Origin of the sequence: Algiphilus aromaticivorans DG1253 (genome assembly GCF_000733765.1) — a bacterium.
GTDB classification, from domain to species: domain Bacteria; phylum Pseudomonadota; class Gammaproteobacteria; order Nevskiales; family Nevskiaceae; genus Algiphilus; species Algiphilus aromaticivorans.
Genome location: NZ_JPOG01000001.1, coordinates 3,513,283 through 3,535,509, shown reverse-complemented (window position 1 = coordinate 3,535,509; position 22,227 = coordinate 3,513,283). Strand labels below are relative to the sequence as shown.

The 22,227-nt window shown below is 66.0% G+C and carries 17 protein-coding genes; 7 read left to right on the top strand and 10 right to left on the bottom strand.

What is annotated here, in order from left to right:
* Window positions 1-216: 216 nt before the first annotated feature.
* Window positions 217-1,224 (bottom strand): hypothetical protein, encoded by a 1,008-nt coding sequence (locus U743_RS16460; protein WP_043769911.1) that lies wholly within the window; start codon window positions 1,222-1,224, stop codon window positions 217-219.
* 58 nt (window positions 1,225-1,282) lie between these two features.
* Window positions 1,283-2,398, bottom strand: a complete 1,116-nt coding sequence (locus U743_RS16455) for a glycosyltransferase family protein (RefSeq protein WP_043769908.1) — start codon at window positions 2,396-2,398, stop codon at window positions 1,283-1,285.
* A gap of 178 nt (window positions 2,399-2,576) precedes the next feature.
* Here U743_RS16455 and U743_RS16450 point away from each other — a divergent pair, with 178 nt between their 5' ends.
* Window positions 2,577-4,133, top strand: coding sequence for a bifunctional GNAT family N-acetyltransferase/carbon-nitrogen hydrolase family protein (locus U743_RS16450; protein ID WP_043769904.1), 1,557 nt, complete (start codon window positions 2,577-2,579; stop codon window positions 4,131-4,133).
* A gap of 430 nt (window positions 4,134-4,563) precedes the next feature.
* Here the strand turns inward: U743_RS16450 and U743_RS18385 are convergent, their stop codons facing one another.
* Window positions 4,564-7,305, bottom strand: a complete 2,742-nt coding sequence (locus tag U743_RS18385) for a LuxR C-terminal-related transcriptional regulator (RefSeq protein ID WP_198022084.1) — start codon at window positions 7,303-7,305, stop codon at window positions 4,564-4,566.
* Window positions 7,306-7,558: 253 nt separating this feature from the next.
* Here U743_RS18385 and U743_RS16440 point away from each other — a divergent pair, with 253 nt between their 5' ends.
* The 3 genes from U743_RS16440 to U743_RS16430 are packed head-to-tail and all read left to right on the top strand — an operon-like array spanning window position 7,559 to window position 9,903.
* Window positions 7,559-8,056, top strand: a complete 498-nt coding sequence (locus tag U743_RS16440) for a hypothetical protein (RefSeq protein ID WP_156966483.1) — start codon at window positions 7,559-7,561, stop codon at window positions 8,054-8,056.
* A 19-nt stretch (window positions 8,057-8,075) separates the two neighbouring features.
* Window positions 8,076-8,834: an SDR family NAD(P)-dependent oxidoreductase gene (locus U743_RS16435; RefSeq protein WP_043769901.1), complete on the top strand. Its 759-nt coding sequence runs from the start codon at window positions 8,076-8,078 to the stop codon at window positions 8,832-8,834.
* 55 nt (window positions 8,835-8,889) lie between these two features.
* Entirely contained in the window at window positions 8,890-9,903 is a 1,014-nt protein-coding gene (locus U743_RS16430) for a zinc-dependent alcohol dehydrogenase family protein (RefSeq protein WP_043769898.1), read from the top strand.
* Between the two features lie 322 nt (window positions 9,904-10,225).
* Here U743_RS16430 and U743_RS16425 read toward each other — a convergent pair whose 3' ends face one another.
* A complete protein-coding gene (locus U743_RS16425) occupies window positions 10,226-11,278 on the bottom strand; it encodes an AraC family transcriptional regulator (RefSeq protein WP_052368306.1) in 1,053 nt (350 codons plus the stop codon).
* Between the two features lie 155 nt (window positions 11,279-11,433).
* Here U743_RS16425 and U743_RS16420 point away from each other — a divergent pair, with 155 nt between their 5' ends.
* Both U743_RS16420 and U743_RS16415 read left to right on the top strand, forming a co-directional pair.
* Complete coding sequence (locus U743_RS16420; protein WP_043769895.1) at window positions 11,434-11,754, top strand: 2Fe-2S iron-sulfur cluster-binding protein; 321 nt, start codon at window positions 11,434-11,436, stop codon at window positions 11,752-11,754.
* A gap of 14 nt (window positions 11,755-11,768) precedes the next feature.
* Window positions 11,769-13,151, top strand: a complete 1,383-nt coding sequence (locus U743_RS16415; protein WP_043769893.1) for a cytochrome P450 — start codon at window positions 11,769-11,771, stop codon at window positions 13,149-13,151.
* 92 nt (window positions 13,152-13,243) lie between these two features.
* Here the strand turns inward: U743_RS16415 and U743_RS16410 are convergent, their stop codons facing one another.
* The 6 genes from U743_RS16410 to U743_RS16385 all read right to left on the bottom strand — a co-directional run bounded on the left by U743_RS16410 (window position 13,244) and on the right by U743_RS16385 (window position 21,057).
* A complete protein-coding gene (locus U743_RS16410) occupies window positions 13,244-14,011 on the bottom strand; it encodes a glucose 1-dehydrogenase (RefSeq protein ID WP_043769889.1) in 768 nt (255 codons plus the stop codon).
* Window positions 14,012-14,068: 57 nt separating this feature from the next.
* Window positions 14,069-15,181, bottom strand: coding sequence for a saccharopine dehydrogenase family protein (locus U743_RS16405; RefSeq protein ID WP_043769886.1), 1,113 nt, complete (start codon window positions 15,179-15,181; stop codon window positions 14,069-14,071).
* Window positions 15,182-15,191: 10 nt separating this feature from the next.
* Window positions 15,192-16,811 (bottom strand): AMP-binding protein, encoded by a 1,620-nt coding sequence (locus U743_RS16400; RefSeq protein WP_043769884.1) that lies wholly within the window; start codon window positions 16,809-16,811, stop codon window positions 15,192-15,194.
* 13 nt (window positions 16,812-16,824) lie between these two features.
* Complete coding sequence (locus tag U743_RS16395; RefSeq protein ID WP_043769882.1) at window positions 16,825-18,063, bottom strand: thiolase family protein; 1,239 nt, start codon at window positions 18,061-18,063, stop codon at window positions 16,825-16,827.
* A gap of 42 nt (window positions 18,064-18,105) precedes the next feature.
* Complete coding sequence (locus U743_RS16390; protein WP_084191616.1) at window positions 18,106-19,422, bottom strand: acyl-CoA dehydrogenase family protein; 1,317 nt, start codon at window positions 19,420-19,422, stop codon at window positions 18,106-18,108.
* 666 nt (window positions 19,423-20,088) lie between these two features.
* On the bottom strand, window positions 20,089-21,057 hold the full coding sequence (locus U743_RS16385) for a glutathione S-transferase family protein (RefSeq protein ID WP_084191615.1): 969 nt from the start codon (window positions 21,055-21,057) through the stop codon (window positions 20,089-20,091).
* Window positions 21,058-21,086: 29 nt separating this feature from the next.
* Between U743_RS16385 and U743_RS16380 the strand changes: the two genes are divergently transcribed.
* The gene (locus tag U743_RS16380) at window positions 21,087-22,166 is read left to right on the top strand and encodes a PA0069 family radical SAM protein (protein WP_043769877.1); all 1,080 of its coding nucleotides are present in this window, start codon (window positions 21,087-21,089) and stop codon (window positions 22,164-22,166) included.
* Window positions 22,167-22,227: the final 61 nt, after the last annotated feature.

The following is a 22,227-nucleotide window of genomic DNA, read 5'->3' as shown; positions in this document are numbered from 1 at the left end:
CTTAGTTGTGTGCCGATGTTCTGCGCCGAGGAGGCTAGCGTCCTGTTCCGTATATATCTTGATCAATGACGCGAGTCGTCGTCGTGACGGGCTAAGCGCGTAAGGCAGTCGTAACAGGGATACAAAGCGCTTTCGCAACGCCACCACACGCGACGAGGACCACGCGCCATGCAAGAGCATCTGAGGAACAGGACACTAGCAGAGCTGCCGCCCGGCTCAGCGCTTTTGGTCGCTCAGTGGCGCGGGAAGTTCCCTGAGCCACGGACGCGTCGCGCGCTGCGCGTCGAAGGGCGGCAACTGCACGCGCTGCAGGCGCCCGGGTCGCCCCTCACTGCCAACCAGCGCCGCGCGCCCGCCGGTCTCAAGCACCAGAGCTTCGGCCTGCCGCATCGGCGTGAAGATCGCGCGCCCCGGCATACGCTGCAGCGCCCCGGCCCAGGCCTCGCCCTCGGCCCGGTCGAAGACGTAGAGCGCGCCGTAGCTAAGCACCGCCATACGCGCGCCGTCGCGACTGATCGCGAGCGCGGTGGGCAGATTGAACATCAGGCCCCGGCGCGGGCTGGCGAAGAGCGCTGACAATGGCGGCGGCGGCAGGATCAGCTCCGCCACCGGATCCGCCAGAGCCTCCTCATTCGTTGCCGGCGCGCAATCCGGGCCCGCCGGCAGGCGGTAAAGCACCGGTGGCGTGGCACGCTTGGACAACACGTAGATCGCCTGCTCGCGCGCGTCGAAGGCCAGACCCTCGGCGTCACGCGGACCTTCCGGATAGGCGAAGCGCAGGCTGCCCGCGATCTCCGCCTGCTCGGCGTCGGGCCCCGGCTCGGGCAGAAAATGCACGGCGGATGCCTCGTAGTGGGCGCGATTGTCTCCGATCTCGCCGATTAACAGACAGCGGCCGTCATCACTGTCGCGCCAGGCCAGATCCTCCCAGTCGCGGTTGGCGGCGCCGGCAATCATCACGCGACCGTGCGCCGCGCCGTCGGCGCCCAGACGGAACAGGCGCGCAGCGTTGCCATAATCGTTGTGCCCCCAGAAAAGCCCCTCATCGCTGCCCGGGGCAAGCCCACTCAACTCGACGAGCGCGGCATCCGCGATCTTCACCATCGGCGCAGGCGTGTCTGGGGCCGCCGCGTGCAGGCAGCTACCGAGGCCGAGCGAGGCGGCCAGCGACAGCGCGCAGAGCGTAGCGATCCGCGCGGAAGCGGCTTGGGGGAAAACGGACATGCCCGGGACTCGAAAGGGAGCGCCGCATGGTAGCGGCTGCCGCCACGCGGCGACGCGCTCAGCCCGCTGCGAGTTGCACGGAGCGGCGCGCTACCGGCTTGCGTGCCGCATCGCCCTGCCGCAGCTCGGCAATGAAGCGCTGCAGCGTGACCACTGCCTCGTCGCGGCCGTCGCCGGCGTAGTCGGCGCAACGCGCCGCAAAGCCGTCCTCGCGCGCGAGGAAACGATCCACGTGCGAAGGCGTCAGATCCGCCGCATTGACGCGCATACCCACGCCCATGCGCTCGATCATGTGCGCATTCAGGCGCTGCTCGAAGGCATCCTCGGGCACCGCCAGAATGGGCTTGCCCAAATGCAAGGCCTCTCCGATGAGCTGGTTGCCGGCGGTGGACAGCACCGCGCGGCAGCCCGCCATGTCACGCACGAAGCCGTCGTTGCTGGGCGCGCAGAACTCAAGGTTCTCGCTGACGCCCTGCCAGGGCGTGCCATAGACCTTCACCGGCATGTCCAGCAGGCGCAGCGTGCGGTCGACGTGCGCCCGGTACTGGTGCGCGCCCTTGTTGAAGTAGACCAGCAGATAATCGCCGCTGGTCGGCCTCTGCGCCTTGACGACCTCGCGCAGCATGGGACCGACGATGCGTGCGTCGTCGCGATAGGGCTCGGCCGGATAGAAGCTTGAGATCAGCACCCGCTCGGGCTCGCCCATGAGGCTGCGGTAGCCGATGGCATCGCGCTGACCGGTGAGCCACAGATCCGGCGGAAAGTGCGGCCGGCACCAGGCGATGATGCCGACGTGGTCGAAGCTGATGCGCGGAATGCGAAGGCGCGCGGCGGCGCGATGCGTCCAGGCCTCGGAATCCGAGATCACCAGATCGATGCCGCGGCTGCGCATGGCCTCCTCCACCGCCGCCATGCCGGATCCGCCCAGCAGCAAGTCGGCCATGGGGCCGGCATTGCCGCCAACGGTGCGCAGCAGGGAATGACCACCGCGATCGTTGTAGCGGTAGCCGATGGTGGGGATCTTCACCGTCGGATACAGCGGCGCGAGCACCTCATGGGCGTCGCCGCCGGCAAAGACGGTGACCTCGTGCTCGGCCATCAGCGCCGGCAACACGCTCATCGTGCGCATGGCGTGGCCGCGACCGTAACCCATGACACCATAGGCAATGCGCATGGCCTGACTCCAGTCTTCCGGAAGACGCGCGCAGTCTCGACGGCCACCGTTGTCAGAGCATGACAATTTGGTGACGCTTTGATGACAGCGCGCAGCGGCCAGCAGCGGCGCAGAATCCCTTAAGGTATGCGCGCGCCGGCACCGACCGGCGCTTTCTCCTCCAACTTCGAGTTCCACCATGCCCAAGCGCGGCCAGAAGCTCTACATCCGCCAGGCCACTCCCGAAGACATCCCCGCCATCAACGCGCTGGTGGCGAAGGTCTACAAGGACATGGGCCCCTACACCCCCGACCAGCTACGCGGACAGCTGAATCACTATCCGAAGGGGCACATGGTGGCGATCTACGAGGACACCGTCGTCGGGTACTCGGCCTCGCTGCGGGCCTCGGAGGAACGCGCGCTGGCCAAGCACAACTGGCGGCAGATCACCGGCGCCGGTTATGGCAGCACCGACGATCCCGACGGCGACTGGCTCTACGCCTACGAGGTCTGCGTCGACCCCGATTACCGCGGCCTGCGCATCGGGCACCGGTTGTACTCGGCGCGCCGCAAGCTCTGCGTCGACGAGATGCTCAAGGGCATCGTCTTCGGCGGGCGCCTCCCCAGCTACGGGCGGCGACGCAAGCAATACGAGAATGTCGAGGCCTACTGCGAGGCCGTGCGCGAGCGCCGCATCCGCGACCCGGTGATGAGCTTCCAGCTGCAGCAAGGCTTCGAGTGCATCGGCGTGCTGCGCAACTACCTACCTTCCGATCGCGAATCAGTGGGCCACGCCACCCACATGGTGTGGCGCAACCGTGCGGTGGAAAGCTCCGGCAACAAGACCGCCTCGGCGCCGGACCGGCCGGCCAACGTCGTGCGACTGGCCGTCGTGCAGTATCTGCAGCGCGGCATCGACAGCTTTGCCGAGTTCGCCAAGATCGTGACCCACTTCGTCGACGCCGTCGCCGACGTCAAGTCCGACTTCGTGCTCTTCCCCGAATACTTCGCCTTCCAGCTGCTTTCCATCGAGGACCGGGAGATGTCGCCGCAGGACTCCATCCGGCGGCTGGCCGACTACAACGAGCAGCTCGAGGAGCTCTTCCAGGAACTGGCGATCCGCTACAACATCAACATCATCGCCGGAAGCCACCCGCAGATAACCGCTAGCGGCAGCCTGCAGAACGTCGCGCACGTCTTTCTGCGCGACGGCTCCGTGCACGAGCAGCCCAAGATCCACCCCACCCCCGGCGAACGCTACTGGTGGCAGATCGAGGGCGGCGACGTCGTGCGCGCCATCGAGACCGACAGCGGCACCATCGGCGTGCTCACCTGCTACGACAGCGAGTTCCCCGAGCTGGGCCGGCATCTGGTCAATCAGGGCGCCATGATGCTCTTCGTGCCCTTCTCCACCGAGGAGCGCAACGGCTATCTGCGCGTGCGCTATTCGGCGCACGCCCGGGCCGTCGAGAACCAGGTCTACGTCGCCATCGCCGGCAACGTCGGCAATCTGCCGCGCTTCCACAATATGGACATCCATTACGCGCAGAGCGCCATCGTCACGCCCTGCGACTTCCCCTTCGCGCGCGATGGCGTCGCCGCCGACACCACCCCCAACGTCGAGCAGATCGCCTTCGCCGATCTGGATCTGGATGCCCTCTATCAGGCGCGCCAGGCAGGCACCGTGCAGAACTGGAAGGACCGCCGCCACGACCTCTACGAGGTGCTGTGGCGCGGGCCGGCTTCCGAGGACTGAGGCGACATTCGCGGATTCACGCAAAAGGCTTCGGGCTCTAAGCTTTCTTACCGCGATGTCGCGAAGCGACGAGCCAGTACGAAGTGTGCCCTTTGAGGGTGGCCGAGGCGGGCGGCGCGCGCAGGAGTCGCGAGGCATGGATGCCGAGCGAGCGCGACCAGGCCATGGATGGCCTGTTCGCGCGTGCTCCGAGCACGTCGCCCGACTCGGGAACCTGACGCGGCGCAGCCGCGGCAGGCCACCCGGCGGACACCATGGCTTTGGTTACTTTGGCCGAAACCAAAGTAACCCGCGCCCTCCGCTCGGCATCATTCGGTAGCGTCATTGCTACGAGGCGCGGAACCGCGAGCGAGACGGTACCAACGCTGCCCCATGCAGGGACTCGTCTTTCAAGGAAGGCTTTACGTAAACACCTTCCTCGGCCAGACCGTCAGATAAGCCCCATCTGATGCGCAGCATTGATCGCCTGCGCGCGGCTGCTCACACCCAGCTTGGAGTAGACGTTCTTGAGGTGGAACTTGACGGTGTTTTCGGACACGAAGATCGCGTCCGCGGTCTTGCGATTCGACGCACCGCCGGCCACCAGCGCCAGAATCTGCTTCTCGCGCTCGGTCAGGGGCTCCAGCGGCTGATAGTGAGCGCCCTCCAGCGGCGGCCGAACCGGATGGGCTTCGCCGCCGCCCAGCGCGATGACCCGCTGCGCGAAGCTGCAGAAAGCCTCCTCGGGAGCGGGCTCGCCGGCAGCGGCAACCTGCACCTCGCGGACGAGCTCCAGCGCCTCGGCACCCTCCTCGCTGAAGCTACGTACGAAGCCTCCTGGCGCGGCCAGCGCCAGGGCACGGCGCATCGCACCCAGCGCGTCGTCGCCGTCGCCACGCGCGCGGTGGGCCATGGCCTCCAGGGTGTGCAGCTTGATCTGGCGCCGCACGCGACCCTGCGCCACCGCCGGTGGCAGTTCCTCGGCAATCCGCGTCAGCGCGCTATCCGGGCGACCGCCGGCAATATCCAGCCGGATACAGCCGATGGCGTCGCCTTCGCTGTCCTCGCAGAAAGGCAGCCAGCCCTCCGGGCGCGCCGGCGGCTCAGCGTTGATGCGACTGGCGATGGAATGCGCGCGGTCGACTTCGCCGCGCACGATGGCGCGACGCACGCGCTCCCAGTTGATGACGCGCAGCAGCCGCGGCCAGTTGCTGGCGTAGCCCACCGACTCGACCTCATCAAGGCATTCCTGCGCCTGCGCCGAGCGGCCGCGCGCATCCAGAATGCGCGCCTGCGCGATATAGGCCAGCGCCATGTAATCGAGCAGCGCGGCGTTATGGATCACCTCGCGGAACTGCTCGAAGTAGTGCTGGGCTTCGTCGAGGGCGTCACTTTCATAGAGCGCGTGGACGTAGCAGGCGACCAGCACCGCCGAGGCCACCGACTCGTCGAGGGTAATGCGCGGCTCGGCCATGCACTGGCGGAACTTCTCGAGGCCCTCCTGCAGCATGCCCTGCATGAGCAGATTCACCCCTGCCGTGCTTACCGAATACCCCCAGCTGAAGGGGGCTCCGGCGTTCTCGCTGTGCGCGCGCGCCAGCGAGAGATGCTGATGGGCGTGCTCGCTGTCGCCGGCGGCAATCCCCAGATAACCCTCGAGATTGGCACCGGCACCCAGTTCGAAGCCGCGGAAAGGGTCGTCGCTGCTGGTGAAGAGATCGACCGTGGCGATGACGTTGCGCGCGCCCAGGATATCGTCCTGGATAATGAGGAGCATCGAGCGCACCACGCTCATCTTCGCGGCCAGCTCGGCATCGTCGCCGGCGGCGAAGCGTTCCAGCAGCCGCTGCACCGGCCCGAGCTTCTGACGCCTGCGCAGGAAGGCCAGCGCATAGGCCACCTTGACGAGAAGATCCGGGTGGGCGGCGATATCGTCGAGCGAGAGCCGGTCGTACCAGCGCTCCACCGTCATCAGGTTGCCGTCCATGATGAGACGGGTCGCCCAGGTATCGAGCACCTCCGCAGCCAGCGCGTATTCGCGTGCGGCAATGGCGTGATGCATGGCCTCTTCGTGGTAGCCATTCTCCGCATACCAGCGCGCCGCGCGGCGGTGAATGCAACGCACCACGTCAGGGTCCATCTCGCGCTGTTGCTCGGCGAGGAAGGAAGAGAAGAGGGTGTGGTACTTGAACCAGATGTTGTCGGAATCGAGGCTGCGCAGAAACAGTCCGCCACGCTCCAGCGACTGCAGCATCTGCTGGGAGTCGTCACGCTCCAGAACGGCATCGCAGAGCGGGCCGCAGAGACGACGCAGCTGAGCCGTACGGCGCAGGAAATTCTGCACATCCGGCGACTGCAGGCCGAGCACATTGTCGGCGAGATAATCGGTCAGTTCGCGCGGCCGGAAGCTGCCGATATCCTTCAGCGACTGGCGCACGCTGTGGCTCGCCAACGACAGCCGATAGAGCTGCATGGCGGCCGGCCAGCCCTCGCTGCGCCCGTAGATCGCATCCAGCTCGTCGCGGCTCAGCGATAAGTCCCGCGCCGCGGCGAAGAAGGCACGCGCTTCCGCCGGCGAAAAACGCAGATCCTGCGCGCGCAGGATCAGGGCCTGGTCACTGACCACCAGGCGCGCCAGCCCCAGCTCGGGCACCGTGCGCGAGCCGATGAAGAGGCGCGTGTTCTCCGGCAGCCGCTCCAGTAGGTCACGGAAGAAGGAGAGAATCGAACGGCTGTGCAACAACTGGAACTCGTCCAGGAACAGCGCCACTTCACCGTCGATGCGCGCCAGCCGCTCCACCATCCAGTCCGAGCGCGGCGCGCGGCTGGTGGCCCTGGGTGCCGCACTGCGCGCCGGCTGACGACCGGCGGACTGCGTCTCCAGTTCCTCCAGCAGCTTCTGCAGGTGCCGGAAAAGCCGGCCGAGATCGTTGTCTCCCTCATCGAGCGACAGCCAGCCCGTCACCCCGCCATCGGCCTCGACGGTGGCGCGTACCTGCTGCATGAGCGTGGTCTTGCCGTGACCGGCGGGCCCCTGCATGAGCACAAGGCGCGGCGCGGGATCCCCGAAGATCCGGTCCAGGATCGCCTCGCGCCGGACTCCGGCGTCGACGTCGACCTCGCCCGCCTGCGCCCAGGCCATGGTGACGGCGATGGGCGACTCCGCGGGGGTAGTTCGACTGGGTAGCGTCATGATTGCGGTCCCGGGCTTTTGGGCCCTGTTCTGCGGCGCCCCGCTCTCGCCAGGGAGCGTCTCCAAGCTCCCCGCGGGTTGCGCCATGTAGTGCCACGCATAGTAGCTGCATTGCGCCGCAGCTGGGCCGCTGCGGAAACTACCCGTTCGTGTAGTTCCCGGCGCAATGGCCGCCACCTAGCCTCCAATCGATACAGCGCCGCCACAGAAGCGGCGCGACGCGCCCCGCGCGCCCAAAAGTCCAGGAGGAGTCATGACGGCAAGCACGCTCTACCGCCCCGCAGCGGCAACACAGTGCGGCATCCCCCCCCAAACCGATACTGCCATCGGCCACAACGCAGGGGAGCACGCCATGAGCCGACAGCACTGGCAACTGATCTTCCTCACCGGCGCCGTCTTCAACATCCTCGTCACGGCAGCCTTCGTCTTCCTTCCGGCACAAACGATGACCGTAATGGGATTCGAAGGATCGCCGACCGATGCCCTCTGGTATGCGCTGTTCTGGTGGCTGGTGACGATCTTCGGTGTCGGTTACTACATGGTCAGCCGCGACCCCGATGCAAATCGCGGCATCGCCTTCATGGGCTTTGTCGGAAAGCTCGGCGTCTGGGCGGTCACGGTGGGCTTCTGGGCCATGGGTGGCGCACCGCTGGTCTTCATGCTGCTGACCTGCGTCGATCTGGCCTACTCACTGCTCTACCTGGGCTTCCTGCGCAGCACAGCCCTTCCGCAGGTTTCCCCCGCACTCTGAATCGCGACCAGGAGTCTCTATGCAACTGACGAACAAGCGGGTGCTCATCACGGGCGCCGCCGCCGGCCTAGGCCGAGACTTCGCGCTGCGCTTCGCCACCGAGGGCGCTGTTATTACCGTTAGCGACATCGACGAGAGCGGCGCGCAGGCGGTCGCCGCCGAGATCAAGGCAGCCGGGGGTCAGGCGCACGCGCTGCGCGCTGATGTCACCGTTGAAGCCGATGTCGCCCGGCTCGTCGCCGATGCGGTCGCCGCCATGGGCGGGCTCGACTGCCTGATCAACAACGCCGGCATAGAGACCATCAAACCGGTCACCGATATCAGCGAGGCCGAGTGGGATCGCCTGATGGCGATCAACGTCAAGGGCGTTTTCTTCGGCTGCAAGCACGCCTTCCCGCATCTGGCAGAAACGCACGGCAACATCATCAATCTCGCCTCGGCGGCCGGGCTCATCGGCTGGCCGTTGCTGTCGCTCTACTGCGCCTCCAAGGGTGCGGTGATCCAGATGAGCAAGGCGCTGTCGCAGGAGTTCCGCGAAGCCGGCGTGCGTGTCAACGCACTCTGCCCGATGGTTATTGCCACGGACATGGGCAGCCGCTTCAAGGACACCTACGAGAAGGAATACGGCGTACCGGCCGGCGATATGCTGGATGCGCGGCAGGGTCGGCTCGGGCGGCCCGAGGAAGTCACGGCCGCGGCCGTCTTCCTGGCCTCCGACGGCGCCAGCTTCGTCAACGGTGTGGCCCTTCCCATCGACAACGGCGGCACGGCGGGCTAGCCGGCAGGGTGGCCAGACCGTCGCCCGCTTCCTTTCCAATTTCCAAGAGGTGTCCATGAAAGCCATTCGCCTGCGCAAACCCGGCGGTCTCGACAAGCTGGAGCTGACCGAAGCCGAGACTCCGCAGCCGGGTCCGGGCGAGATCCGCGTCCGTGCCCGCGCCAGCTCCCTGAATTTCCATGACTACCTCGTGGCCGCCGGGGCCGCGCCCACCGAGGACGGTCGCATCCCGATGTCGGATGTTGCCGGCGAAGTCGAGGCCGTCGGCGACGGCGTCACCCTCTTCGCGCCGGGCGACCGGGTGATGAGTACCTTCTTCCCGCTGTGGCACTCCGGTCGCCCTGTCCACGCCAAGTGCTGGGCGAACATTCCGGGAGACACCGCACAAGGCTACGCGGCCGAGCAGGTCTGCAACGCGGAGACCGCTTTCACGCGGATCCCCGAGGGCTACAGCTTCGAAGAAGCCGCCACGCTGCCCTGCGCTGCGGTCACCGCCTGGCGCGCGCTCTTCGTCGAGGGTAGGTTGCAGCCAGGCGAAACCGTGCTGGTGCAGGGCACCGGCGGCGTATCGATCTTCGCGCTGCAGCTGGCCAAGGCCGCTGGTGCCAAGGTCATCGCGACCTCCTCCTCCAACGAGAAACTGGAGCGACTGCGGGCGCTGGGCGCTGATCACCTGATCAACTACCGCGACACACCGGAATGGGGCAAGGCAGCGGCCGCGCTGTGCCCCGCCGGCGGCGTCGACCACGTCGTCGACGTCGGCGGCCCCGGCAACCTGGCGCAGTCCTTCGCGGCCTGCCGTGACGCCGGCCATGTCGCGCTGATCGGCGTGCTCACCGGCATGAGCGGTGACATCCCGACCGCATCGATGATGGTCAAGCAGATCCGCCTCAAGGGCATCACGGTGGGCAGCCGCGAGCAGCAGCTCGACATGGTGGCGGCGCTGGAAGCCACTGGCATCAAGCCGATCATCGACCGCAGCTTCCCGCTGGAGCAGATCGCCGACGCCTTCCGCTATCAGGAATCGCAGAAACACTTCGGCAAGATCTGCCTGAGCTACGGCGACTAAGCCCCGATCACCGGCCCGCCAATAAGGGTGGGCCGGCGCCGTGGACCAGATACCTGCCATCGTTGCTGGTTGATACCGCCAAGCTGACCGGATGCCGATGGCTTCGCGTCACGCTGCGTTCTGCAGGGCAATCTGTTGCGGACCGGCCCCGGCAGCCGACGATACGGCGCGCCGACACGCCGACGCGGCAAGCGGCGACACCGAGTTGATCCGCTCATCACGCGGACCTCTCGAAGTGCGGGCCCTGCGAAAGAATCGGGCTGGCGCATTGCGAGCCCATGCGGCTGCCGTCTTGCAGTGGGGGCAGCACGGCGGCCGGTCGTCAACGCAGATGGCCGAGTCGATACTGATCCGGTGAGACACCGAACCAGCGCTTGAAGGCGCGTCGAAAATTGGCGCTGTCGTGGTAGTTCAATAGTGCCGCTGTGGCATCCACTGACAGCCGGTTGTCCAGTAAGTGATTCTTTGCCTGGCGCGCGAGGATGTCGTCGCGGATCTCGCGAAAGCCTGTGCCCTCGGACTTGAGCCTTCGCGCCAGCGTACGCTTACTGATGAACAAGGCTGCGGCGGCTGCTTCTTCGGTCAGGGAACCGCTCGGGTACGACAGCATCATGGTCTCGATCTTCCGGCGAAGGCTGTGCGGATGCGCGCGAAGCTCGGCCAGCAGCCTTTCGCACTGAGTCTGCGCCAGCGCATAGCTCTCGTGATTGGCCAGGACATTGGGAATCTCGCAGACCGTCATGGGAATGCGCAGGACCATCTGTTCACTGGCGCACAGCACCCGGCCCGGCAGGTAGTGCCGGTAGTCCATATCCGGGCCGGGGTCGGGATGGGTGAAGTGCGTTTCAGCTTCGTCGACGGGCCGCCCGATGATGAATTCGGCGCAGGCGAAAAAAGCGGCCGCACAGGTTTCTGCCAAGAATCGACTGACTTCCGGGCGCATCTCCTGGTCGAAGTGGCATTCGACCACCATGTCTGTGTCGACCGGATGCAATTCCAGTCGGGCAAAGCTCAAGCGAGTCGGCACGAAGGTCTGAAACGCTTGTAGGGCGGCCAGCAGATTGGGGCTGCTGCTGGCCAGATAGCCCATGGGACCATGCGCTGCGGGAGTTAGCCGGCGGCCCACCCGCAGCCCAAGGCCTGGGTCGGGCGAGAGCTGCAGGGCGTTCTCCAGAATCTGGATCTGTTCCTCGCCGCTCAACCGCGTGTGCTCGTCCAGCAGCGTCTCCACGGTCAATGTGGTGGCAAGCAGCAGCCTTGGCAGTTCCCGGGCGTGCATGCCCAGCTCCTGCGCGATCACGCGGGTGTAGGTGGTCGGGATGCTGGCGCAGGTGATGCTGCCGTCGGGGGGCGTAGGCGTGATCAGGGTGAGCAACCGCCGAGAATCTCTTGAGAGTGTCTTGAAATGACTCCCCACTGTCAATTCCCGACCTGTTGCCCTGCGCCCGCTGCGAGCAATCTCTCCGGCATGCACCGGAGGCACCGCCGTGAGCGGTGCCCCGAGATCATCAGACAGAGGAGGAACATGACGTGGCGAAACTCATCTTCATTGAGCACGACGGCACTCAGCACGATATCGAGCTGGAGGCAGGAAAATCCGTGATGCAGCATGCAGCCGAGAACATGGTTCCGGGTATCGATGCCGACTGCGGCGGCGAGTGTGCCTGCGGGACCTGTCACGTGATTGTGGATGCGGCGTGGTTCGACCGGACCGGCGGGATGAGCAGCGAGGAGCGACAGATGCTGGAAATGACGCCCGAAGGGGCCAGCACTTCCCGCTTGGCGTGCCAGATCAAGGTGACGGATGCGCTCGATGGCCTGGTGCTTCGTCTTCCCGAGTTCCAGATGTGACGGGAGTACCGAATATGCGTATCGCAACCACCGTGATGAACCTGAGCGCTTCCGTAGTGCCCATGCATTGGCAGATCAAGGCCGCGCAGCTGGGCCAGCAGATGTTTGAGAAAGCGGGCCTGGCGCCGCCGGCACCCGCCTTTGCAGAAGCCCCCCTGCCCGAGGCATCCAGACTGAAGATCGAGGACATCGACCTCAGCAACCCCTTTCTCTGGCGGCAGGGTTTGTGGCGCTCGTACTACCAGCGACTGCGCGACGAGCAGCCCGTGCATTATCAGAAGAACAGCCCCTTCGGCCCGTTCTGGTCCATCACGCGCTACGAAGACATCCGCTTTGTCGACAAGAGCCACGACCTGTTTTCCGCCGAGCCCATCATCACGCTCGGGGATCGGCCGCCGGGTCTGGCGGTGGAAACCTTTATCGCTATGGATCCGCCCCGGCATACCCAGCAGCGCAACGCGGTGCAGGGGGTGGTGGCGCCACAGAATCTCAAGGAGATGGAAAACCTGATTCGCCAGCGCACCCAGGAAGTGCTGGACGGCCTTCCGCTGAATCAGCCCTTCGATTGGGTGCGCACGGTGTCCATCGAGCTGACCGCGCGCATGCTGGCGACCTTGCTGGATTTCCCCTACGAAGAGCGCCACAAGCTAGTGCAGTGGTCGGATATCGCCGCAGCCAGCCCGGAAACAACCGGGGGCCTGGCAGACCGCGACAAGCTGTTCCCCGCAGTCGCCGAGGTGGCGAAGGCATTCTCGGGCCTGTGGCACGCCAAGCAAGCCCGGCAGCAAGCAGGGGAGGCGCCGGGCTTCGACGTGATCAGCCTCATGCTCAACAACGACGACACCAAGGACTTGATCCATCGGCCGATGGAGTTCCTCGGCAATCTGGCGCTGTTGATCGTCGGCGGCAACGACACCACCCGCAACTCCATGACCGGCGGTGTGCTCGCGCTCAACCAGTTTCCCGAAGAGTTCGACAAGCTCAAGGTCCATCCCGAACTCATTCCCAACATGGTTTCGGAGATCATCCGCTGGCAGACGCCGTTGGCCTACATGCGGCGGGTTGCCAAGCAGGATGTGGAACTGCAGGGTCAGACCATCCGCAAGGGCGACAAGGTGGTGATGTGGTACGCCTCCGGCAACCGCGACGAGCGGATGATCGAGGATCCGGACGCCTTCATCATCGACCGCAAGGGGGCGCGCAATCACCTGTCCTTCGGATTCGGCATCCACCGCTGCATGGGCAATCGCCTGGCCGAGATGCAGCTGCGCATCCTCTGGGAAGAGCTGTTGACGCGTTTCGACCGCATCGAAGTGCTGGGCGAACCCGAATACGTGCAGTCGAACTTCGTACGCGGCTATTCGCGCATGATGGTGCGGTTGCACACCAAGTCCTAAGACGCGCCTGCGCCAGGCCTCCGCCAAGCACGAAGGCATCGATGCATCCGCGCACTGCTCGAGCCGGGAGCGACGCCGCGCAGAAGTAACGACTACTGGGCGGTATAGCCCCCGTCGACGACGATCTCGCTGCCATTGACGTAGCCGGACTCATCGGAAGCCAGGTACACGACCGCATTGGCCACATCCTCGGGCTCGCAGAGGCGCCCCATGGGATGCTTGGCGAGCAGCTCGGCCATGAAGCCGTCGGGGTCGGGCATCGTGCTGGCGGCATCCTTGACCATGTCAGTCATGATGTAGCTGGGGTGCACGCTGTTGACGCGGATGCCGTAGCCGCTGTGCGCGCAGTGCAGCGCAGCGGACTTGGTGAAGTTGCGCACGCCGGCCTTGGAGGCGTCATAGGCGGCAGTGAAGGTGTCGGCGATGATGCCCTTGATCGAGGAGATATTGATGATCGCCCCGCCGCGCTGCTTCATGGCGCGGATGCCAGCACGCGTGCCGAGGAAGACACCGTCGAGATTGACGGCCATGACGCGCCGCCAATCCTCCAGCGTGGTGTCCTCAGCGCTACCGAGAGCGGCTATGCCTGCGTTGTTGACGAGGATATCCAGCGCGCCCAGTTCCTCGGTGGCGAGCTGCATGACGCGCTCCCACTGCGACTCATTGGTGACATCCAGCTCCAGCGCTAGCGCGTGACCGCCCTCGCCGTTGATGCGCGCGGCGAGCGCGTCGCCTGCCGCGACATCGATATCTGCGATGACGACGCGTGCGCCTTCGCGTACCAGCGCTTGGCACTGCGCCTCGCCGAGTCCCCGCGCGCCGCCGGTGACCAGCGCGTTCCTGCCTTGCAGTCGTCCCATAGCTGCCGCCTATCTTTTGGTTGGCGCGGGCCGTTTCGGGCCCGCGCCTGGTCCGCTTCAGTTCGCGGTGTCGGTCCAGGTCAGGTAACCACACTCGACGGTGGCAGCGAGCAGCTCGCGATGACCGAAGGCCTTGCAGGGCGAGGCGAAGCCGGTGGCGCGCAGCTTCCCGATCAGGATGCGGCGCAGCGACTCGGCGGCCCAGACGCCGGCCTGGATGTAGGGCGAGTTGCCGCGCAGCACCACCGTGCGCGAAGCGGTGTTGCCGCGTGCGTGGCAAGTGAGGATGCTGCGGTTCTCCTCGCGCACCTCGCGCGCGGGCTCCTCGCTGACCAGACCGCGGCCCCAATCATTGCTGATCTTCTCGAATTCCTCGCGCGGCATGTCGCGGTGCTTTTCATACCACTCGGTGATGCGGCCGACGACCCAGTTCATGATGTCGCGGTTCTTGAAGGCCACCAGCACCTCGCAGTTGCGCACGCGATCATCGGTGCGGTACCAGACCGGCTCGGCGGCGCCGCTCCACGGCACCGCCTGATAGGTCTGATTCATGCCGGGGACGCTGACGGTGTAATCCTTGGTGTGCGGCCAGACCTCTAACGCATTGTTCTTCAGGTAGTACTGGTCGCGGCAGCACATGCGCAGGAAGGAGGCTGTCGAGGCGACGCTGGTGTTGGAGTCCGCCAGGTAGAGGATGTCGAGGGTGTCGACGCCCGGCGTCTCCAGAGCAATCTCGGCGGCGATCTCGCCGGCCGTCCACATATAGGCATTGGCTGGGCAGAGCAGCAGATCCTTGGCCTTGAAGGCGTCGCCGTACTTATCCTCCAGCATCATGATCCAGTCCTGCTCACCGGTGGTGTCCAGGTAGTGGACGCCGGCAGCCAGGCAGGCCTTCACGACCGGCTCGGAAAGCTGCATGAAGGGGCCGACGATGTTGTAGACCACGGTCGTGCCGCTGAAGAGCTCGGTCATGGCCTTTTCTTCCAGCGGGCAGGCCACGCACTCGTAATGATGGCCCTTCAGCTCGGGCACCTTGGCCATTTCCTCTTCCAGCCGCTTGGCGTCGCGGCCAGCGGCGATGAAAGGGATGTCGCGCTCGGCCAGATGCCAGGCGATCAGCTTGCCGGTGTAGCCACTTGCCCCGTAGATAACGACCTGTGGTTTGCTCATTGTTTTCTCCTCACGCTTGCTTTCTGAGAGTTTCGGTGTCGGTGTGGACGCGCTCCTGATGCTTCTCGAAAGCTTCGAGACAGAAGCGCTCCTGCGGTTTTTCGGAGGCGGTCTTGGGAATCTCATCCATGACCTGGATGTAGCTGGGCACGAAGTTGCGCTCCAGGCTCGCGCGGCAGTGCTTGAATAGCTCCGCGGAATCGAAGGCTGCATCGTCGCGGGGCACGATGGCCGCTACGACATCCTTCTCCCCCGGCACGCCGTTGGCGGCCGGCACGCCGTAGACGAAGACGTCGTCGACGCTGTCGTGCTCCGCCATCGTCTTCTCGACGAAGGCCGGATTGATGAAGTCGCCGTTGTGGCGGATCGCGCTTCCCTTGCGGAAGTGGAAGAAGAACCAGCCGTCTTCGTCGACGCTGCCGATGTCGCCGGAGCGGAACCAGCCGCCGGCCGTCTTCTTCTCGGAAGCCTCGGCATTCTTGTAGTAGGCCACCGGCGCGACGCTGCCGTCGGCGTTGCGGAAGATCAGCTCGCCGGGCACGCCGGGCGGGCAGTCCTTGTCGTCCTCGTCGACCACCCGCGCCGTCATCGTGGGCGGTGGCCGGCCGATGCTGCCCACCGGGCCGGTGCCGGGCGGGTTCATGCACATGCCGCCCTCGGCCGTGGCATAGAACTCGAAGATGTCGACGTCAAAGCGCTCGGCGAAGGACTCCCAGATCTGCGCCGGCATCCCGGCAGCCAGCACGTAGCGCACCGGGTTATCAGCGTCGTCGGGCTTGCGTGGCTCGCTGTAGATGGCGGTGGTCATGCCGCCGAGCAGGTTGAACATCGTGCAACCGTAATGACGTGTTATGTCCCACAGCCGCGACTTCGTGAACTTGCGCGAGATGACGCACGGCGTACCCATCTTCAGCGCATTGCCCAGCGTGATGAGCTGGGCGTTGGCATGCGTCAGCGACAGTCCCGTATAGGGGCGGTCGTCCTCGCGCAGGCCAATGACCGAGCCCAGCGAGGCAATGCCACCACAGCGCGCATAGGGCGCGAGGATGGCTTTCGGGTCCCCGGTGGTACCTGAGGTGTAGAGCATCTGCATGGGCGCATTCGGATCCTGCGCGGCCATGGGCAGATCCGGCACCGGCCTATTCAGCAGATCGTCGACGCGCTGGGCATTTGGCAGCTCGGCGGGCAGCTCGCCGCTGCCCAGCACCCAGACCCAGCGCAGGTGCGGTAGCTTGGGCAGTATCGCCAGCACCTGATCGAGGGCGTAGTCGGCAGTGACCAACCCTTCGCACTCGGCGAAGTCGAGCATATAGCGCAGCTTGTCGCCCTGCGTGCGCGGGTCGATGGGGACGAAGACCGTGTCTGCCACCGAACTCGCCACCATGGCGTCGACGAACTCGGCGTGGTTCTGCAGCATGATGCCGAAACGCTTGCCCGAGCCCATGCCGGCTTCCTGCAGCGCCTGACCCAGTCGCCGGCCGTTGTCCAGCAGCTGCTGGTAGCTGCGCGTGGTCTCGATGAAGCCACCGTCGGCGCCGATCTCGACGAAGGTCAGGATCTGACGGTCGGGGTCGCGTTCGGCCCAGTCTTCGATGATGTGGCCGAGAATCAGCTCGTTGCGTTCTTCCATTTTGGCCTCGTCTCTATCGGGTCAGGATGCTGACGACCAGGGCAGCCGCGTCACGGCCGATGTAGCCACCACCGTTTTCGGCGAGTGCGACGCGCGCGCCTTCGACCTGGCGGTCACCCGCCGTGCCGCGCAGCTGCTCGGTGAGCTCGACGATCTGGGCAATGCCGGTGGCGCCGATGGGGTGCCCCTTGCGCAGCAGGCCGCCGGAGGTATTCACCGGGACGCGGCCGCCCAGGCGTGTGGCGCCGGATTCGATGAGTGCGCCACCATCGCCTTTCTCGCAGAGCCCCAGATGTTCGTAGTAGATGAGTTCGGAGGGCGCCGAGGCGTCGTGCAGCTCGACACAACTCAGATCCTCGGGGCCGACACCGGCTTCTTCGTAGGCCTGGCGGGCGACCACCTCGGGCAGCTCGACGTCGTCCTCGGCGGTGTAGTCCCAGCCGCTGGCGAGCACGCTGGAGGCCACGCGCACCGCCTTGTCGCCCAGGCCCAGCTCACGCGCCTTGCGCTCGCTGACCAGCACCACGGCCGCCGCGCCGTCGCCGACCGGCGAGCACATCGGCAGGGTCAGCGGCCAGGCGATCTCGCGCGCGCCCAGCACGTCCTCCACAGTCAGCTCCTCGCGGTACTGCGCCCGCGCATTCAGGCTGCCGTGAAAGGAATTCTTCGCCGACACCGCCGCGAACTGCTCGCGGGTGGTGCCGTAGCGCTTCATGTGCTCGACGGCCCAGGCCACGTAGATATCCATGAACAGCGAGCGCGTCTTGCCGGCGCCTTCCAGATCGGCCTCGATGCCGGCGGCCTGCACGCGCTCGGTGATATCGGCCAGCACCGCGTCCATGTTCTCGATGTCCACCGCACCGGTGAAGGCCGAGAAGGTGCGCTGCTTGTCCTCGTGGTAAAGCTTCTCGTAGCCGCAGGCGAGCACGATGTCGTAGCGACCCAGCGTGATCATCGAGCAGGCCTGCTCGAAGGCAGTGGAGGCCGTGGCGCAGGCGTTCTCGACATTGACCACCGGGATGCGGCCCACACCCAGCTCGCGCAGCGCCATCTGGCCCGGCACGCAGACCTGGCCGGTGATGACCGAGGCCGCGACATTGCCCATGTAGGCAGCCTGCAGCTGCCGCGCGTCGATGCCGGCGTCGGCGAGGGCGGCCTGGATGGCCTCCCCCGCCAGCGCTTTGAGCCCGGTGTCGCGATGATTGCCGAAGCGGGTCATACCCGCGCCGGCGACAATGGCCTGCTGTTTCATACCGCCCCCGTGTCGGGTCTGCGCCCGTTTGCTCGCTGGCTTCTAGGCGCCCTTCTGGGCGTCGCTGATCAGGTAACCGCCCTTGATGGAAAGCAGCTCGTTGCAGCCGTCCTCGATCATCGAGGAGCGCGCGTCGCGGAACATCTTTTCAACCGGGTACTCGGCCGTGAGACCGTTGCCACCGAAGATCTGGATCGCCTCGCTGGTGACCTCGTGCGCCCATTGCGTACAGCTGACCTTGGCCATCATCGCCGCCTGCAGCGCCGGCACGTCGGCAGACTGGTTGTAGTGCGCCGCGCGGCGGGTCAGCGCACAGCCGGCCTCGACCTTGCGGTACATCTCGAAGATGCGTTGTGCGACACGCTGGTGGCGGATGATCGGCACGCCGCCCTGCTTGCGCTCGTGGGCATACTCGAAGGCCATGTCCGCGGCAGCGCGGGCGGCGCCGGTCCAGGTCGCGCCCATCAGCACATTGGCTTCGGCGTGGATGCAATAGACCGCGCGCTGGAAATCCTCCGGTCCGGCGAGCAGATACTCCATGGGCACTTCGACGTCGTTGAAGAAGATCTCGCCCTGGGGATCGCCGCGCTGTCCGATCTTGTCGAGCGGCTTGCCGCGCGAGATGCCGGGCAGGTCCAGCGGTAGCACGACGACGCAGCCGTGCTCGTAGTCGGCGCCCTTACCGGTATCGGCGGCGGCGTAGAGGATGCATACTTCGGCCACCGTTCCGTTCGAGACCCAGGCCGACTTCTGGCCGTTGATGACCATCTTGTCGCCCTTGAAGCTGACGATGCAGTTGGAGCGACTGACCTTGCCGTCGGCGTGGCGGGCCGCACCGGTCGGGTCGAGGGTGTCGCTGCCGTGGTCCGGCTCGGTGATAGCCCAGCAGCCGAGCATTTCCTGCGGGAAGCGCTCCATCAGGAACTGGTTGCCGAACAGCGCCGACAGATACTGCGGCAGCACGCCGGCGCCTACCGAGATTGCCAGGCCCCCGTCGCCGTAGCCCAGCTCCTCGAAGATCAGGCAGAACATGCGTGAGCGCACTTCCGGCGGCATCTCGAAGAGCTGTGCGAGATCGATGCCCAGCTCGAGGTATTTCTTGCGGAACTCCCAGAAGGGAGAGTCATCAGCGATGATCTCCGCGGGCGTCATGCGGTCCAGCTTGCGACCGATCGGGCGCATGACCTCCAGCGCGAAGCGCCGCAGCGTTTGCTGGAACTCCACCTCGATGTCGGTCATCGGCGGCTCGGCGCCGGAGATGCCCAGTGCGGATTTGGGGGATGCCGGCCACTGATGAATCCGCGACCCGCTGCTCTCGGCGTTGGTGAGGTTCTGAACTTCTTCGGCGCTTGCTGCCATGACTGCCTCCTGTGACGTCATCGACGCGTACGCAGCCGTTCGGCTGCTTACGGGTATCCCGAGAACCCGCCGGAAGGACATCGGAGGTGGCTGTGCGCCGCATCCCTGAGCGGGTACGCGCTACGCTGGCCGGGTTCTCCTCCATCCACGACGCCTTTTTGCATGGCGCTCTGACGAGTCGTTATGAAAGGGATGCTAGGAGGCCCCGGCGGGCCAGGCACTACCCCACCGGGTAGTTTTGGCAGAGCGGGCCGAGAGCCCGCGCCGGCGTGCCTTCCGGGGCTGCGCACCAAGGCGATGACGCGGCCTCAGGGCGCCCGCAAAAGGGCGACGGGAAGCACATTGCGCGGACTGGAGCACTGCCCCCTGCAGCCCAACCGGCGGAGAAGCGCCTCGAAAGGCACGAAACGGTTGGGCATAGCACAAGCGATTGGCCCGTTCGCGATCCATCACTCCGACGACGGCAAGCAGCTCACTTACGGTGCGCCGCTGCAGCCAGTAGCTAACAACGCTGCCTCTTCCGTTCCGCCGGCGGCCTCGCGGCCCTGTTGTGGGCTCCAGCAGCTCTTCCGCCTGCTTGCCGGAGGCATCAATAGGTCAGGGGGTACGGCAGCCCCGAACCAAACTTTCCGTGATGCGGGGAGGCTCAGTTGCTCACGAAAGCGCTTAGCGCGTGGCTATGCGGAAACCCTGGCGGGGGAAGTGCACATGCAGCCGACCGAGCTCGCCGGCGTCGCGCGCGATGGTCCAGCGCTCGGCGGTGGCGGCGACGAGCTCGCCCTCGGTAGGGGTCGTGCCGTAATCCGCCGGCGCGATACGCACGGCATCGCCGATGGCTAGGCCCTGGGGCACCCCACCGTCGAAGACCGGCAGCTCGGCCGGCTCGTTCTCCGCGGCCACGGCCAGCGCCTCGGCGCGCGAGATGTCGCGGTAGCGGCCATGCCCGATGGCGCCCATGCGGGCGTACCATTCCAGCAGGCGCGGGTAGGCATCCAGGAAGCCGGCGCGCAGCGTTGCATGCCCGAAGCCCAGCACATGAAAGAGCGAGAAGTCGGCCAGCGTGGGTACTTCACCAAAGCGATATGCGCCTTCCATCTCCTGCGAGAAGCGATCGAGAAACTCCTTGAGTTCGGCACGCGCCTGCTTGGGCGGAATGCGCGGCACGTCAGCGCCGCGCATCATGCGCACGCGATCGGTGATCACGCGCAGCAGCTCGCCCCAGCCGTAGCCGTGGTCGCGCCGCAGCGCATTGACCGCGGACAGCCCCATGGAGGCGGTGATCACAGTCATGAAAAGCCGCGAGTCAACCCAGTCGGCCAGCTCGGTGATCTCATCGGCGCGCGCTGCCGGAAGCAGCTCGGGCCGTCCGCCGCGACGCATCAACTCGGGCACCATGACGTGCGTATCGCAATAGATATCGGCGCCGATCTGCATCACCGGCATCTTGCGATAACCGCCGGTCAGGGGCGTCAGCTCGGGGCGCGGCAGCCGCGGCGGCTGCTCGACGGAGAGCCAATCCAGTTCGCAATGGCCAAGCAGCAGCCGGATCTTCTCCGAGAAAGGGGAAAGCCAGTAGTGATGCAGGATGATTGCGTTGCCTTCCACGATGCTTCCCTGATGGACTCGAGCGCTCATGATGCCCTGCCGGCGGCAAGGAGGACGGTATGACGCAGAAGACTCCGCCCCGCAAGGGGCGCGGCGCCACGGACAATATCGGCCACCGCTTCAGCGCCTTCGGGCGCGAGGCTGCCGACGACGGCTGGCCGGGCGACGACCCCGAAGCGCCCGCGCCACGGCTGGAGACGGTCCTGCACCCCGTCACGAGCCGCAGCATCGTTAGCCGCAACAGCTCGCCCGATGTTCCCTTCGAGAACTCCATCAACCCCTACATGGGCTGCGAGCACGGCTGCATCTATTGCTACGCCCGTCCCAGCCACGCCTACTGGGACTACTCGCCCGGGCTCGACTTCGAGACACAGCTGCTCTACAAGCCCAACGCCGTCGAGCTGCTACGTCAGCATTGGCGCCGCCGCGGCTACACGGTCAGCCCCATCGCGCTGGGCGCCAACACCGATCCCTACCAGCCGGTCGAAGCCGATCTGCGCATCACCCGCGAGCTGCTGGAATGCTTTCTCGAGCATCGCCATCCGCTGACGATCACGACCAAGGGCGCACTCATCGAGCGCGACCTCGATCTGCTGGCCGAACTCGCCGAGCATAATCTTGTAGGCGTATGGATCAGCCTGACGAGCCTCGACGCCGGCCTCAAGCGCAGCCTGGAGCCGCGTGCGGCCGGGCCCGGCACGCGGCTACGCATGATCCGCAAACTGCGCGACGCCGGCGTCTCCGTGGGCACGTTGCTGGCGCCGATCATTCCCGCGATCAACGATCACGAGATCGAAGCCCTGGTCGCAGCTGCCGCCGATGCCGGCGCCGCGCGCGCCGGCTGGATCCTTCTGCGCCTGCCGCACGAGGTCGCGCCGCTGTTCCGCGACTGGCTCGAAGCCCACTTTCCCGACCGCGCTGCGCACGTCATGAGCCTCGTGCAGCAAAGCCGCGGCGGACGCGATAACGACAGCGACTTCCGCCACCGCATGAGCGGCCAGGGCCATGTTGCCGAGCTCATCGCGCAACGCTTCCGGCTGGCCTGCCGGCGCAACAAGATGGCCGGGCGTGAAGCTTTCGACCTGGACTGCAGCGGCTTCCGCCCGCCTCTGCACCAAGGACAGCTCAGCCTCTTATAGGCGCCGCGGTTCTCGCCCTGGAAGCCGCCAATCCCTTAGCAGGCGGCCCCGGGGAACAAGC